Below are 14,372 nucleotides of genomic sequence, written 5' to 3'. Positions count from 1 at the left end.
ACCCCCATCTCCCCACCCACCAGCCCACCGTCACGCTGACGGGTCACTCACCGAGCGAGCGGCGTGTCGAGTTCGTCCCGTCGCGGGCCTGACCACCGGCCCTGGACCGCCCGAAGCCTCTAGGAGACACCATGACGCTCGGCAGCATGTCCGCACGCATCAACGACTACGCCAACCGGGCCGATCCGTACCCGCTCTTCGCGGAACTGCGCAAGCAGCCCGTCATCCGGGAGGACGACGGCACCTACCTGGTCAGCACCTACTACGAGGTGAAGAGCCTGGCCAACGACCCACGGCTCAGCAACGACACACGCAACCGCGCACCCGGCTGCGCCCGCACCGGGGGATCGGAGGAGAACACCGGCCTGCCACCGAGCTTCATCTTCACCGACCCGCCCGAACACGACCGGCTGCGCGGTACGGCGAACCGCCCGTTCGGCCCCCCGCACAGCCCCCGGTTCCTCCACGATCTGCAAGCGGACCTGGCCAAGGTCGTCACCGAACTGCTCGACGCCTTCGAGGGAAAGGACCAGGTCGACATCGTCGAGGACTTCTCCTACCCCCTTCCGGTCACGGCCATCTGCAAGGTCCTCGGCGTGCCGCGTGAGGACGAGCCGCGCTTCCACGGCTGGGCCGACGCCCTGGCGGCCGGCGTCGACCCCCACCCCGGCGAAAACGGCCAGGAGCGGGCAGACACGGCACGCCAGGAGATGGGCTCCTACCTGGCCGATCTGATCGACGCCTCACGCCGCCATCCCCGCCCCGGGATCCTCAGCGCCCTCGCCCCCCACACCGGCCCCGGCGGCCGCATGACACCGAAGGATCTGGTGGCCACGGCGGTGCTGCTCCTGGTCGCCGGCCACGAAACCACCGTCAACCTGATCACGAACACCACGCTCACCCTGCTGCGCCACCCCGATGTCCTCCGGCGGTTCCAGCACGACCAGGACCTGGCCACCCCCCTCATCGAGGAAGTGCTGCGCTACGAGCCCCCGGTCCAGTTCGTCCCATGGACCACCGCCCTGGCCGATATCGACATCGCCGACACCACCATCCCCAAGGGCTCCCCGGTCTGGCTCATGCTGGCCGCGGCCAACCGCGATCCGAGACGCTTCGAGGACCCCGACCGGTTCATGCCCGAACGCAAGGACAACGAACACCTCGGCTTCTACACCGGCATCCACTACTGCTTCGGTGCCCCGCTCGCCCGCATAGAGGCGCACCTCGCCCTGCCCGAACTGTTCCGCCGGGTCAAGGACTTCCGGCTGCTGGAAGACCCGCCGCCCTACCGCGCCAACGCCGTGCTGCGCGGCCCCCGTCACCTTCCCGTGGCGATCGAGGGCGTCACCGCCTGAGCCCCGGCCCGGCTCCCCTCGAAGCTTCTGCCCGCGCTGCGGCACCTGTGGCAGAGTTGGTCAGGGCTGTGGTCCGGGGGCCTGCGGAGCCGACTCCGACCAGGGCCTTCGCCGGGGCAAGGGGGATGAGTGGCACGGGTGATCGACGGCCGTTTCGAGTTGCTTGCGCGGCTCGGCGGTGGCGGCATGGGACTGGTGTGGAGGGCGCATGACCTGGCGCTGCACCGTGAAGTCGCGCTCAAGGAGGTCCGCCCGCCCGACCCGGGACTCGCCGAGTACGACCCCGAGGCCGCCCGCGCCCTGCGCGCCCGTGTCCTGCGGGAGGCCAGGGCGCTCGCGCGTATCGTCCACTCCAACGTGGTGACCATCCATCACATCGTGGACGGCGACGAACACACGTACCCGTGGCTTGTCATGGAACTGGTCGCCGGTGGTTCGCTCCAGGCCCGCCTCGACCGCGGTCTCCTCTCCCCCGCCGAAGCGGCCCGGCTCGGGCGGGGGATGCTGGCCGGACTGGCGGCGGCACACGCCGCGGGCATCCAGCACCGGGACATCAAGCCCGCGAACATCCTGCTGCGGCCCGACGGCAGCCCGGTCCTCACCGACTTCGGGATCGCGGCCGTCCAAGGGTCCACCGCCCTGACGGCCGCGGGCTCCTTCATCGGCACACCCGACTACATGGCGCCCGAGCGCGTGTCCGGCGAGGACGGCGGGCCGGAGGCCGATCTGTGGTCGCTGGCCATGACGCTCTACGTCGCCGTCGAGGGGCGCAACCCGATGCGCCGCGGCAACGCGCTCGCCACGCTCGCGGCCGTCCTCGGTGAGGACGTGCCGCCGCCGGAGCATGCCGGAGCGCTGACCGCCGTACTGATGTCCGTCCTGGTGCGCGACCCGCAGGAGCGACCGGACGCCCGTACGCTGGACCGGTTGCTGACCGAGGCGGAGGCGGCGGCCGAATCCACGACGGCGGCCGGGCAAGCGCCAGGGGCCGAATCCACGATGGCGGCCGGGCAGGCGCCAGGGGCCGAGTCCGCGCCGATGACCGGGTCGGCGCCGACGGCCGGGTCCGCGGCGGCCAAGGCTCCCGTCGACGACCCCAGCTCCTACCCGCTCGCCCCGCCCCACCCGGCCGCACCGCAGCCGTCGCGGCCCGTGCCGCAGCAGGGCGAGCCGCCCGCGTATGTGGCCCCGCCGTCCCCGCCGATGCCGCAGACACCCCCGATGCACCCGCCGGCGCCGCCGCCGGCGGCCCGGTCACGGCGCGGCTGGGTGTACGGGTCGGCCCTCGGTGCCGTGGCGGTCGCCGGCGCCCTCCTGTGGGCGCTGCTGCCCCTGGGCAACGGCTCCGACGGCGACAACACCGCCCGGAAGCCCGACACTTCCGGCTCCCCCGACAAGGCGTCGAACGACACCCCGAGCAGCGGTGCGAGCAACGGACCGAGCGGCGGCAAGAAGATCACCATCGGCATCAAATTCGACCAGCCCGGCCTCGGCTTCAAAACGCCGGCTGGCCGCTACTCGGGCTTCGACGTGGACGTGGCCACGTACATCGCCAAGGCGCTCGGCCACAATCCCGCCGACATCGAGTGGAAGGAAACCCTCAGCAGCGATCGCGAGGCCGTGCTGGAGCGCGGAGAGGTCGACTTCATCGTCGCCGCGTACGCCGTCACCGACGCGCGGGAGAAGAAAGTCGACTTCGCGGGCCCGTACCTGGAGGCCCACCAGGACGTCCTGATTCGCGGGGACGACACCTCGGTCCGTACGGCCCAGGACCTCAACGGCCGGAGGGTCTGCGCGCCCACAGGGTCCGTCTCTGCGCTCAACGTCCGGACGAAGTTCGCACCGCAGGCGCAGGTCAGCGAACGTGCCACGTACGCGCTCTGCCTCTCCGACCTGAAGGACGGAGCCGTGGATGCCGTCACCGCCGACGACGCCATTCTCGCCGGCTACGCCGCCCGGGAACCGGACAGCTTCGAACTGGGCGGCCTCGCGATGACCGACGAGCGCTACGGCATCGGTGTCGCCAAGGGCAGCCCCCTCAAGGACAAGATCCAGCGGGCGCTGGACAAGATGACGGCGGACGGGTCCTGGACCAGGGCGCTGAAGCAGAACCTCCCCCTCCTGAAGACGGACGCGCCGCCCCAGTGACGTGGACTGCCATGCCCCCGTACTGCCCCGTCACTCGGCCTTGTCGCGCTCGCCTTCGACCAATTCGGCCAGCCGGTCCCGCAGGGCCGATCTCGGGCGCGGGCTGAATCCTTTTGCGCGGCCCGCGCCTCTTATACCTGCACCGACAGACGTCGGGCCAGGATGGGGAGGTTGTCGTGGTCGTTGGTATCGGTATCGCCGTTGGTGTGGTGCTGCTCTGCACCTGCATGTTCACCATGAAGCGCAAGCGAGGTGGGCGTGGCTGACTCGGCTTGGCCCAGCGAACAGCTGGTCGTCGCCGCGCAGCGCGGTGATGTCGACTCGATCGCCGCGCTGGTGTCGGGCTCACACCCGAACGTGCAGCGCTTCGCCCACTCCCTGTGCGCGACCCCGGAGGACGCCGAGGACGCGGCGCAGGAAGCCTTGATCATCCTGTACCGCAAGATCGGAATGCTACGAGCCTCCGGCGCACTGGCGTCGTGGATGTTCCGCATCGTCCGCAACGAGTGTCTGCGGCGCGCCCGGACGATGATGCGGGGCCACCCGCCGTTGCCGGACACTGCCGTGGACACCGCCGTGGACTCGGCCGAGGACGAGGCGCTGCGGCGCCTGGACGCGAGCAGGGTGGCGGCGGCGGTTGCCGCGCTGCCACCCGACCAGCGCCGGGTGCTGATCATGCGAGATGTGCAGGGCCACAGCGGACGGATGGTCGCCGATGCGCTGGGCCTCAGTACGGCGGCGATGAAATCGCGTCTGCACCGAGCCCGCGCGGCGGTTCGGCACACGCTCCGTACCGCCGCACCTGACTCACCTCCCGGAGGGAACCCATGACCGGAACGAAGGCCGACGATCCCGGCTTCGCAAGCGCCTCCCTGCCCCGCCACCTGGTGCGTGGCGCGGTGGGATTCGGCGCGCTGGTCGGCTCGTTCGCACTCATACCGGCCGTCGGGCCGGTCAGCCTGGTGCTGCTGCCGGCCGGTCTGTTCGCGTTGCGCGGGTGTCCGATGTGCTGGGCGGTCGGGCTGATACAGACCATTTCCCGGGGCCGCCTGGAGCGCTCCTGCGAGGACGGCCAGTGCACACTGACCGTCGCGGACCACGGGAAGCGCCACGGCGAATCGGTCGCCGCCCCCTAGCCAAGTGGTTCTCGCCAACCGGCCTGTCGTACGCGCCGATTATCCTGCCGGGATGTCCGACGAACGTTTGATTCTGAGCAGCGTGGCGCCCGGCGGCCCGGTCCACGGCCTTGCCGTCGTCGATGTGGACGGGGAGCCATTGGTGGTGTGCACCGGCTTCTACAAGCTGTGGACGTGGGCTCCGCTGCGGGACGAATGGCTGGAGCGGCCATTGGCGTCCGCCTTCGCCGCCGAGTACCCGGATGCCGAGAACGATATCGACTCCGTTGCCGTGGCCGTTTTCGACGGGCGCGTGGTGCTGGCCGCCGGCGGTGATGAGCAGGGAGCGTCCATCTGGGACCTGTTCAGCGGCGAGTTGCTGCGCGGGAACACCCACAACGGGCCCTATATCGCGTCCATCGCCACGGTGAAGAACGCGGGACCACCGCTGTTCGTGGCAAGTAGTGGGATCCACTGGGACGGAGTCGAGCTGTGGGGACTCGGCGAGGAGCCGCCGATCGAACTGGACGCCGGCTCCGTCTGGGGTCTCGCCACCGCACGGATCGACGGCCGCTCGCTGGTCGCCGGGGGCAACGAAGAGGGGGTGACGGTATGGGATGTCGCGAATGGTGAGGAGGTCGCGTCGTTCTACGTGGACGACGAGCAGCGGTCATACGCTGTCGGTTTTTCCGAGGTCGACGGCCGTCCTGTCGTCGTGGCGGGCACGGACTCCGGAAAGGTGTACGTGTTCGACCTGGCCGCGGGCGAAGACGACGATCCGATCCACGAACCGGCCACCGGTCATGAGGGCGGGATCAACGCCTTGGACATCGCCGTGGTCGGCGACCGGCCGGTCGCGGTGACCGGCGGTGAGGACGGGACCGTACGGATCTGGGACCTCGCCGGCGGTCGACCCGTCGGGCCGCCGCTGACCGGCCACGATGCGCGCGTCGAAGCGGTGGCGGTCACCACGTTGCGGGATCGCCCGGTCGCCCTGACCGCCGGCCGGGACGGCGCCGTACGCGTCTGGGACCTGGCTCTCTGACGATCCCGCCCGTACGGCGGCATGGCTTCGGACCTTCGCCGGGTCGAGCCGATGGCCGCTTACCCGCCGAGGCCGGCAGCGGCCTCGGCGTCAGGGCCCGAGCACGCGGGTCCGGCGGTCATACGGCGGCTCGCCTCGCCGAGGCCGTCGGCGAGGGCCAGTACCTGGTCGGGCGTGAGCACGCCGATGAGCGCCTGCACTCCGAATGCCTCACCGGTGACGCCTTCAGCTCCGCCCGCTGCGAGCGGCTTGACCTCTTGGCGCCAATGGCTGGTTCGGAGTTCTGAGCACGAGCACGCGCAGCGCCTTCATCAGCCGCGCCGCCTCCTCCTCGCCCAGCGGGCCAAGGAACTCGCGCTCCGCCGCCTCGCGGGCCTCCTCCGCATCGGCCCGCACCCGCATGCCCCGCTCCGTCAGCTCGACCACGTTGCGGCGGCGGTCCTCCTCGCTGCGGCGCCGCTCCACCAAGTCCTTGCTCTCCAGCGCGTCGATGAGCGCGACCATCGTCGTACGGTCCACGCCCAGCCGCCGTGCGGCCTCCAGCTGTGACAGCGGGCGGCCGGCCGCCAGCACCGCGAGCACCGCCAACTCCCGGGCGTCCAGCCCGAACCGGGCCAGCGCGGGCCCGGCGTGCTCGGCCAGCCTCAGCTGCGCGTGCTTGAGCAGGTAGCCGAGCCGCGCGCCGAGCAGTTCCTCGACCGCGGGCCCGTCCTCGTTGTTCTCCGCCATTCCGCCATCGTACCCATCGCCTGATAGTCAGCATCACTGACGATCGTCTATGGTGACGGTCATGGCGATTGACACACCCCTGCGTGCTCTCCGTTTCGGCGTCAAGACGACGCCCATGCACCTCGGCTACGACGAGATCCTTCGCGTCTGGGAGGAGGCCGACGAACTGCCCGAACTCGACGACGCCTGGCTGTGGGACCATCTGATGCCGCTGGCCGGGCCGCCCGGCGGCGCCGTCCTGGAGGGCTGGACGCTGCTGGCCGCGCTGGCCGCCCGTACCAGCCGGCTCCGCCTCGGCCTGCTCGTCACCAGCAACAGGCTGCGCGCCCCCGCCCACCTCGGAAAGATCGCCACCACCGTGGACGCGATCTCCCAAGGGCGCCTGATCATGGGCCTGGGCGTCGGCGGCACCCGACAGCCCGACGGCCCCAACCCGGCCGTCGCCGAGTACGCCGCCTACGGCCTCCCGCTTCCGAGTCCCGGCGAGGGCCTGGCCCGCCTCACCGAGACGATCACCATCCTGCGCCGCATGTGGAGCGAGGAAGTCTTCGACCACGACGGCCCCTTCACCACCCTGCGCGCCACCCGCAACGGACCCGGCCCGGTCCAGCCCGGCGGCCCGCCGCTGCTGCTCGGCGGCTGGGGCGATCGCACGCTGCGCATCATCGCCGAACACGCCGACATCTGGAACGTCCCCGGCCCGCCGCACAACGCCACCGACTGGATCGCCGCGCGCGCCCGCGTCCTGGACGCACACTGCGAAGCGATCGGCCGCGACCCCGCCGAGATCACCCGCTCCGCGCAGATCATCGTCGACTACACCGACCCCGCCGCCACCCGCGCCCACGTCCACGCCCTCGCCGCCGCCGGCATCCGGCACATCGTGCTGGCGCTACCCCGCCCCTATCGGGACAAGGCCGCTCGCTGGCTGGTGGACGAGATCATCACCCCCGTGCGGGAGAGAGGCGCCTGAGGGTGACGCTCGTCGGCGCACACGCCGGGCCCGGCCGACTTCAGGGGCGGGCACCCTGCCATTCCGCACCCTGCCATTCCAGGGCAATGATCACGGCGGCGGCGTCGTAGGGCCGCTGTACGTCAAGGCCGGTGTACTTCTCGAACGTGTTCAGCCGGTTCAGCACGGTGTTGCGGTGGCACTCCAGCAATCGGCCCGTATCGCCCAGGCTTCCCGTGTCCAGGTAGGTGGCGACGGTTTCCAGGATCTTCCGCCGTTCCAGATCCGTGCACTTCTCCAGGTACGGGAAGACGATCTGACCCAGATCACATCCGACCCCGGCCAGGAGGTGCCGGGTCACCGAGCGCCAGCGGTCCGACAGCGTGGCAACGCCCGAACTGTCCAACGGCAGGTCGATCATGATCTCTCTCGCGGCCGAGGCAGCGTCGCGGACGCGCACCAGCCCCCTGGCGACCGGCGCGACCGCGACCGCCATATCGGCGAAGAGGTCCTTGACTCCTTGGGGGAGTCTGCCCAGGGCCGGCTCCGCCGTCGGCCACAGGAACAGGGTGTGATGTCCCATGTCGTAGTCGAAGTAGACGTGGCCGTACCGTGGGGTGCTCCGGATCCTCCTGCGCACGACGACTCCGTCGTCCCGGGACACCGCGGCCACAGAGAAGTTGCCCGATGTGGACACGCGGAGCGCACCGGCTATGCGCTCGAGGGCGGCCTCGGTGGGCCGTGTGGTGCCGAACAGCTGGGCCAGGTAGTGCCGTTGGAGATCCGCGTTGGCCTGCTCGATGGCCAGCTGTTCGGCGAGGTAGTGCTCCTGGACATGCGCCGCGAACTCGTCCACCGTGGTCCACACCCGTCCGGCCTTGCGCACCAGCAGCGCCGGGTCCATCCCGGAGGCCGGGTCCGCCAAGTGTTCCCACAGCACGGTGAAGTCGAGCCGGACGGCGCGCAGCAGGCTGTCCAGCGGAACGGCCTGCCGGGCGCGCCGGGTCCCCAGCGGCTCGGCGATGGCCACCAGGGCGCTCGTGGTTCCGTCCGAGCGCAGGCTGTCCAGGATCGCGGTGAACGACTCGACGCTCGACCGCCGCAAATCCTCCGCTGTGAGTTCGGAATCGGCGTAAGAAGGGTCCGTCATGGTGCGTGCGAGGAACTGTTCCACCATCGCGCCCAAACGACCGCGCGTCCGCTCGATGAGATCGTCCCAGAGCCGTTCGTCCTGACCGGACACGCATGTCTCCTTCCTGCCGGTGCGGGCCCCGAAATATTACGGTGTCGGGCCGGGCGGCATGACATCGACCCGTTCCGTCCGTCGGTTGTGCATACGCCAAATTTTTGGCTCTCCGCCCAGTGCAACATTTCATTGTCGGCCCACCCGGCCGCTGACACTCTTCCGCTTGCGCACCCTTCGGTGCCAGGCAAAGGAGGAGCCCGTGGCAGTGGAAACAGGCGTGGACACCACGCGCGCCGATGCTTCCGACGACGAGGATCCGGGCTACCGAAAGAGTCCTTCCCATCGCCAGATACAGATGATCGGTATCGGCGGCGCGATTGGCACGGGGCTCTTTCTGGGCGTCGGCGGACGACTCGCTTCGACAGGCCCCGCCCTGGTATTCGTCTATGCCTTCTGCGGGGTCTTCCCCTTCTTCATTCTGCGGGCGCTCGGGGAACTCGTTCTGCACCGTCCGAATTCGGGTTCCTTCGTCTCCTACGCGCGGGAGTTCTTCGGCGAGAAGGCTGCCTACGTCGCCGGTTGGTACGCCGTACGCGGCCGCGTCCTTTCAGCCGACCGCACCCCCTCCGAACCGTCTCCGTCTCCCTCCCGACGCCCCTGACCCCCTTCCCGAAGGAGAACACACTCATGACCATCGAGCACACCGCCACCAGCCCCGACGCCGAGCTGTTCCTGCGGGACTTCCGTTCGCTGAGCCAGATCGGCGAGACACCCGGCGGAGGCGTCGACCGGCAGGCCGCAACCGTCGCGGACGCCCAGGCGCGGGCCTGGTTCACCGCCTTGCTCGGCCAGTACGGGTTCACGGTCGAGGTCGACGCGGTGGGCAATGTCTTCGGGCTCCTGGAGTGGAACCCGGGAGCCCCGTACGTACTGGTCGGCTCCCACCTCGACAGCCAGCCCCTGGCCGGCAAGTTCGACGGGGCGTACGGTGTCGCGGCCGCCCTGCACGCGGGCCGGCGGCTGGCCGCCGGCCACGCCCCCGCGCACCGCCCGAAGTACAACCTGGCGGTGGTGGACTGGTTCAACGAGGAGGGGTCGCGGTTCGCCCCGTCCATGATGGGCAGCTCGGTCTTCACCGGGAAGATGGCGGCGGCGGACGCTCTGGCCATCCGGGACACGGACGGGGTGTCCGTCGCCGAGGCCCTGGCCGCGATCGGGCACACCGGGTCCGGGACCGGGCCGGTGCCCGCCGCGTGCGCCGAGATCCACATCGAGCAGGGACGGTCCCTGGAGGACTCCGACACCACCATCGGACTCGTCCACTCCTGCTGGGCGGCGGAGAAGTTCACCGTCACCGTGCACGGCGAGCAGGCGCACACCGGGTCCACCGTCATCGCCGACCGCCGTGACGCCCTTCTCGGCGCATCCCGTCTGGTGGTGCTGCTGCGCGAGCTGGCGGACCGCTATCCGGCCGGTGCGCTGCACACCTCCGTCGGACAGCTCACCGTGCTGCCCAACTCCCCCGTCGTCGTCCCCCGCCGGGTCGATCTGACGATGGATCTCCGCTCCGCCGACGAGGACGTACTCGCCGAGGCCAAGCAGCTGCTGGAGCAGGGCATCAAGCTCATCGAGGACGAGGTGCGGGTCCGGATCGAGGTCCGCGGTTCCCATGCGTGGGGTGTCCGCCCGTACCCGGCGGCCGGGGTGGACCTCGCCCGCGACTGCGCCGACTCCCTGGGGCTGACCAGCCGGCCGGTGTACACGCTGGCCGGACACGACTCCATCAACATGAACGACGTCGTGCCGACCGTGATGCTGTTCGTCCCCAGCCGCGAGGGCGTCAGCCACAACGAGGGCGAGTTCACCGGGGACAGCGACCTGTGCGCCGGAGTCGATGTGCTGACCGAGGTGGTCCGGCGGCTGTGCGAGGGCGCGCTCGATGGCTGAGTCCGGACCTCTGAAGGTGGCGGTCCTGCAGGCCACCAGTGTGGTCGGCGATCTGGGCCACAACCTGGCGACACTCGAGGAGTACGCACGGCAGGCCGCGGCGCGGGGGGCGCGGCTGCTGGTGACACCGGAGCTGTTCACCAGCGGCTACGACCCGGCGGCCGTCGCCCACGACGACGGAGCGCGACACCGCGAACGGCTGGCCGCCCTCGCGCGCTCCGTCGGCGTGACGCTCGTCGCCTCGACCGTCGATCACCAAGGCGGCGAACGCTTCATCAGCGCCTCGCTCTTCGACCACCGCGGACACGAACTGACCAGGTATCGCAAAACACATCTGTTCGGCGAGGCGGAGAACACGTTCTTCACACCCGGCCGGCGGCCTCCTCAGGTCGTCCCCCTGTACGGCGTCCCCGTGGCGCTCGGCATCTGCTTCGACGTCGAGTTCCCCGAGTTCACCCGCGCGGTCGCGCTCTCGGGCGCCGAGCTGCTGTGCGTACCCACCGCGGTGCCGCTGCGCCCGCCGGTCGACGGGCGGCCCGCGCCGTTCGACACCCGTCTCGTGCCCGGCATGGTCGTGCCCACCCGGGCGCTGGAGAGCCAGCTCTTCATCGCCTACGCCAACCACTCCGGCCCCGGCTTCGCCGGGCTGAGCTGCCTGAGCGACCCCTACGGCCGACGCGTCGCGGCCGGCGAGACGGGCGAGGAGCTGGTGGTGGCCGAGGTGAGCGGCGAGACCCTGCGGGCCGCGCGCCGCGACACCGACTATCTCGCTCTGCGCGACTGACCGGCCGCGCCCCGACGCGACACCCGCTTCCCCACCCAACCGACCCGCCCCGACGCGACACCCACCTGTCCCTCAACCGACCCGCGCCGGGCCCGCCCCGGTACGAGCCCTTCAGGACCATCCCGTGAACACGCCCCCGCGCAGCGGCATCAGCATGCTGATCCCGGACTTCCCCTTCCCCTACGACGAATACCTCGCCCACCCCGACGGGCTCGGCTCGATCCCGCGCGAACACCACGGCACGCAGATCGCCGTCGTCGGCGCCGGTATGTCCGGGCTGGTGGCCGCGTACGAGCTGATGAAGCTGGGCCTGCAACCGGTCGTGTACGAGTCCGCCCAGCTCGGCGGGAGACTGCGCGGTGCCCGCCAGCCGGGCACCGACCTCCCGGTGGCCGACCTCGGCGGTATGCGGTTCCCCCGGTCCGCCCGCGCCCTCTTCCACTACATCGACATCCTCGGCCTCGACACCACACCGTTCCCCAACCCGCTCACCCCGGCCTCCGACAGCACCGTGATCGAGATCGCCGGGCGCAGGCACTACGCCGAGTCGGCCGCCGACCTGCCGCCGATGTTCCATGACGTGGCCACGGCCTGGCAGGACTGTCTGGAGGAACGGGCCCACTTCCGCACCATGCGGCGGGCGATCGCGGACCGCGACTACGCCACGGTCAAGAGGCTCTGGAACGAGCTGGTGCCCGTCCTGGACGACATGTCCTTCTCGCACTACCTCGCCACGTCCAATGCCTTCTCCGCCCTGCCCTTCGAGTACCGCGAGGCGTTCGGGCTCGTCGGCTTCGGCACCGGGGGCTGGGACACCAACTTCCCCGATTCGATGCTCGAGATCCTTCGGGTGGTCTACGGGGGCGCGGAGGACGATCAGCAGCGCATCCTCGGCGGCGCCCAGCGCCTTCCCCAACTCCTGTGGCAGTACGCCCCCCGACAGCTCGCACACTGGCCCGCCGGGACCAGCCTCGCCTCCCTGCACGGCGGCTCGCCCCGCGGTGCGGTGCGGCGGATACGGCGTGCGGACGGACCGGGCGGGCTGGGTGGCCCCATCGAGGTGACGGACCGGTGGGGCAGGACGGCCGGCTATCCCGCGGTCGTCGCCACGTGCCAGTCATGGCTGCTGTCCGCCCGGATCGACACCGATGAGTCGCTGTTCAGCCACCCGTTGTGGACGGCGATCGAGCGGACGCACTATATGCAGTCGTCCAAGACGTTCGTCGTGGTCGACCGGCCCTTCTGGAAGGACATCGACCCGGACACCGGGCAGCATGTGCTCAGCACCACGCTCACCGACCGGCTGACGCGTGGCACCTATCTGCTGGACGACGGCCCCGACAAGCCGGCGCTGATCTGCCTGTCGTACACCTGGAACGACGATGCGCTGAAGTGGCTGCCGCTCGATGTCGACGAGCGCGTAAGGCTGATGCTGCACTCCCTCAAGCAGATCTACCCGAACGTCGACATCGCCTCGCACATCATCGGCGACCCCGTCACCATCTCCTGGGAGGACGACCCGGACTTCATGGGCGCGTTCAGCGACAATCTGCCCGGCCACTACCGCTACCAGGAACGCCTCTACACCCACTTCATGCAGGACCGCTTCGACCCTGCCCACCGCGGCATCTTCCTGGCGGGCGACGACGTGTCCTGGACCGGCGGCTGGGCCGAGGGCGCGGTCACGACCGGGCTGAACGCGGTGTGGGGCGTCATGACCCAACTGGGCGGCAAGACCAGCGCGGCGAACCCCGGTCCGGGCGACCGCTTCGACGAGCTGAAGCCGGTCAGGCTGGCGTAGCCGCCGTGTGCGGCCGGTTGCCGCCCGGGTCGTCACGGGCGGCATCCGCCGTCATGGCTGTTACAGACGGCCGGCGCTCAGTGCCAGGACCACCAGGGCCGCGTCCTCGGGTCGTCGGGGGTCGCGGCCGGTGAGTTCGGCGAATCGGTTGAGGCGCTGCTGGATCGTGTTGCGGTGGCAGTACAGGGCGGCGGCCGTGTCCGCGACGGATCCGCTGCCGGACAGATGCACCCGGACGGTCTCCAGCAGCCGGTCCGCCTCCACACGGGGAACCGCTTCGTGGAGCCCGCCGAGTACATCGGCCGCCAGATCGCGCCCCAGGTCCCCGGCCCGGTGGACCAGGACATCGAGCCAGCTGTCCTCCAGCCGGCGCGGTCCCGTGGCATCGCGGGGCAGTACGCGGGCGGTGGCGGTGGCCAGCTTCACCGCGCGGGGCACCTCGGTCACCCCGGTCACCTCGGGCGAGACACCACACGGCGTCCCGAGGAGGTGTGCCAGCACCGTTTCCCGGGCCACCCGGGAGCCCAGTTGGACGACCAGGACCATGTCCGAGGCGACCGCCTGCTGCTGCATCGGGGTGCCGAGGTTGCGGAGCGCGTTCGCGGCCCCGCGCAGCGACGCCTCGCCACCCCCGGGCGCCACCGCGCACAGAAAACGCCCGGACACCTGGAAGCCGAGGGCCAGCGCGGCGTCCTGGACCACGGTGGGGTTACGGCCGTCGCTGTCCAGGAGCCGGGTGAACCACAGGCGACGCTCGTCCTCCCTGCGCCGCCCCATCTCCAGGACGGTCCGCTGGTAGGTGGTCATGATGCCGGTGACGTGGCGCTCGACCGCCTCCCATACGTAGTAGGCCGAGGTGACCAGCTGTGCTCTGCCCTCCTCGCCCGCGCGCCGCACCAGGGCCGCCCAGACGACCCGGAAGTCCACCCGGGCGGCTTGCAGCAGCGCGTCCAGCGGCACGCCCTGGCGGGCGCGCTGTTCGCCGACCCGCTCGGACACGCCGGCGATGTGTTCCGGCACCGGCAGTTGGGCGACGGTGCGCAGCAGGAGTTCGAACGCCTGCCACGCGCTGTCGCGGAAGTCCTGCGGGGACACGAGGTCGGAGTAGGAGGCGCGGACCGGCCCGACGTATTCGGCCCATTCGCTCACCAGGCTGTCGATTTCCTCCAGACACTGGCTCGCCAGGGCGGCCACATGGGGGTCTGCCGGGGGCAGGGCCGGGTGTGGCGTCTGCAGGTGCTCCATGGTGGCCTTGTCCTCGTCTGGGCTCATACGCGGGTGTCCGGTTCTCCGCATCGCTGTCCGGGCCG

General features: G+C 70.7%; 13 protein-coding genes and 1 pseudogene. 10 read left to right on the top strand and 4 right to left on the bottom strand.

The features are described 5' to 3' along the window. Positions 1-131: 131 nt before the first annotated feature. From CCN51_RS29520 to CCN51_RS29500, 5 genes are all read left to right on the top strand, one after another. Positions 132-1,355, top strand: a complete 1,224-nt coding sequence (locus CCN51_RS29520) for a cytochrome P450 (RefSeq protein ID WP_014172979.1) — start codon at positions 132-134, stop codon at positions 1,353-1,355. A 186-nt stretch (positions 1,356-1,541) separates the two neighbouring features. After that, complete coding sequence (locus CCN51_RS29515; protein WP_106436508.1) at positions 1,542-3,503, top strand: bifunctional serine/threonine-protein kinase/glutamate ABC transporter substrate-binding protein; 1,962 nt, start codon at positions 1,542-1,544, stop codon at positions 3,501-3,503. 258 nt (positions 3,504-3,761) lie between these two features. Then, entirely contained in the window at positions 3,762-4,334 is a 573-nt protein-coding gene (locus tag CCN51_RS29510; RefSeq protein WP_043488566.1) for an RNA polymerase sigma factor, read from the top strand. Next, positions 4,331-4,639 (top strand): hypothetical protein, encoded by a 309-nt coding sequence (locus tag CCN51_RS29505; RefSeq protein ID WP_014172982.1) that lies wholly within the window; start codon positions 4,331-4,333, stop codon positions 4,637-4,639. Before CCN51_RS29510 ends, CCN51_RS29505 begins: the two co-directional genes overlap by 4 nt. A 52-nt stretch (positions 4,640-4,691) precedes the next feature. Next, positions 4,692-5,663 carry a WD40 repeat domain-containing protein gene (locus CCN51_RS29500; protein WP_014172983.1) on the top strand — a complete coding sequence of 324 codons (972 nt, stop codon included), beginning with the start codon at positions 4,692-4,694 and terminating at the stop codon, positions 5,661-5,663. Positions 5,664-5,722: 59 nt separating this feature from the next. Here CCN51_RS29500 and CCN51_RS55160 read toward each other — a convergent pair whose 3' ends face one another. Further along, complete coding sequence (locus CCN51_RS55160; RefSeq protein WP_014172984.1) at positions 5,723-5,863, bottom strand: hypothetical protein; 141 nt, start codon at positions 5,861-5,863, stop codon at positions 5,723-5,725. Positions 5,864-5,888: 25 nt separating this feature from the next. Further along, positions 5,889-6,392: a MarR family winged helix-turn-helix transcriptional regulator gene (locus CCN51_RS29495; protein ID WP_014172985.1), complete on the bottom strand. Its 504-nt coding sequence runs from the start codon at positions 6,390-6,392 to the stop codon at positions 5,889-5,891. Positions 6,393-6,453: 61 nt separating this feature from the next. Between CCN51_RS29495 and CCN51_RS29490 the strand changes: the two genes are divergently transcribed. Beyond that, positions 6,454-7,365: an LLM class flavin-dependent oxidoreductase gene (locus CCN51_RS29490; RefSeq protein WP_043488572.1), complete on the top strand. Its 912-nt coding sequence runs from the start codon at positions 6,454-6,456 to the stop codon at positions 7,363-7,365. Positions 7,366-7,405: 40 nt separating this feature from the next. Here CCN51_RS29490 and CCN51_RS29485 read toward each other — a convergent pair whose 3' ends face one another. After that, positions 7,406-8,587 carry an RsbRD N-terminal domain-containing protein gene (locus CCN51_RS29485; protein ID WP_014172987.1) on the bottom strand — a complete coding sequence of 394 codons (1,182 nt, stop codon included), beginning with the start codon at positions 8,585-8,587 and terminating at the stop codon, positions 7,406-7,408. Between the two features lie 202 nt (positions 8,588-8,789). On the opposite strand from CCN51_RS29485, the pseudogene CCN51_RS58015 reads away from it, so the two are divergent. From CCN51_RS58015 to CCN51_RS29465, 4 genes and pseudogenes are all read left to right on the top strand, one after another. After that, a pseudogene (locus CCN51_RS58015) lies at positions 8,790-9,113 on the top strand (amino acid permease); the annotation flags it as partial. A 104-nt stretch (positions 9,114-9,217) separates the two neighbouring features. Further along, positions 9,218-10,477 carry a M20 family metallo-hydrolase gene (locus tag CCN51_RS29475; protein WP_014172989.1) on the top strand — a complete coding sequence of 420 codons (1,260 nt, stop codon included), beginning with the start codon at positions 9,218-9,220 and terminating at the stop codon, positions 10,475-10,477. Continuing rightward, on the top strand, positions 10,470-11,261 hold the full coding sequence (locus tag CCN51_RS29470; RefSeq protein WP_014172990.1) for a nitrilase-related carbon-nitrogen hydrolase: 792 nt from the start codon (positions 10,470-10,472) through the stop codon (positions 11,259-11,261). Before CCN51_RS29475 ends, CCN51_RS29470 begins: the two co-directional genes overlap by 8 nt. Before the next feature lie 154 nt (positions 11,262-11,415). Further along, entirely contained in the window at positions 11,416-13,062 is a 1,647-nt protein-coding gene (locus CCN51_RS29465; RefSeq protein ID WP_043488573.1) for a flavin monoamine oxidase family protein, read from the top strand. A gap of 60 nt (positions 13,063-13,122) precedes the next feature. Here CCN51_RS29465 and CCN51_RS29460 read toward each other — a convergent pair whose 3' ends face one another. Continuing rightward, complete coding sequence (locus CCN51_RS29460) at positions 13,123-14,334, bottom strand: PucR family transcriptional regulator (RefSeq protein ID WP_014172992.1); 1,212 nt, start codon at positions 14,332-14,334, stop codon at positions 13,123-13,125. Positions 14,335-14,372 lie beyond the last annotated feature (38 nt).

Source organism: Streptomyces milbemycinicus, from assembly GCF_002154605.1.
Lineage (GTDB): Bacteria > Actinomycetota > Actinomycetes > Streptomycetales > Streptomycetaceae > Streptomyces > Streptomyces milbemycinicus.
The sequence above is the reverse complement of the archived record's forward strand: the minus strand, read 5'-3'. Positions and strand labels throughout refer to the sequence as shown.

What these genes read in the sequence shown, in the direction of transcription:
- CCN51_RS29495 (WP_014172985.1), bottom strand. Translation starts at nt 6,392, where the DNA reads ATGGCGGAGAACAACGAGGACGGGCCCGCGGTCGAGGAACTGCTCGGC.
- CCN51_RS29515 (WP_106436508.1), top strand. Translation starts at nt 1,542, where the DNA reads ATGGGACTGGTGTGGAGGGCGCATGACCTGGCGCTGCACCGTGAAGTC.
- CCN51_RS29500 (WP_014172983.1), top strand. Translation starts at nt 4,692, where the DNA reads ATGTCCGACGAACGTTTGATTCTGAGCAGCGTGGCGCCCGGCGGCCCG.
- CCN51_RS29460 (WP_014172992.1), bottom strand. Translation starts at nt 14,334, where the DNA reads ATGAGCCCAGACGAGGACAAGGCCACCATGGAGCACCTGCAGACGCCA.
- CCN51_RS29520 (WP_014172979.1), top strand. Translation starts at nt 132, where the DNA reads ATGACGCTCGGCAGCATGTCCGCACGCATCAACGACTACGCCAACCGG.
- CCN51_RS29505 (WP_014172982.1), top strand. Translation starts at nt 4,331, where the DNA reads ATGACCGGAACGAAGGCCGACGATCCCGGCTTCGCAAGCGCCTCCCTG.
- CCN51_RS29475 (WP_014172989.1), top strand. Translation starts at nt 9,218, where the DNA reads ATGACCATCGAGCACACCGCCACCAGCCCCGACGCCGAGCTGTTCCTG.
- CCN51_RS29465 (WP_043488573.1), top strand. Translation starts at nt 11,416, where the DNA reads ATGCTGATCCCGGACTTCCCCTTCCCCTACGACGAATACCTCGCCCAC.
- CCN51_RS29470 (WP_014172990.1), top strand. Translation starts at nt 10,470, where the DNA reads ATGGCTGAGTCCGGACCTCTGAAGGTGGCGGTCCTGCAGGCCACCAGT.
- CCN51_RS29490 (WP_043488572.1), top strand. Translation starts at nt 6,454, where the DNA reads ATGGCGATTGACACACCCCTGCGTGCTCTCCGTTTCGGCGTCAAGACG.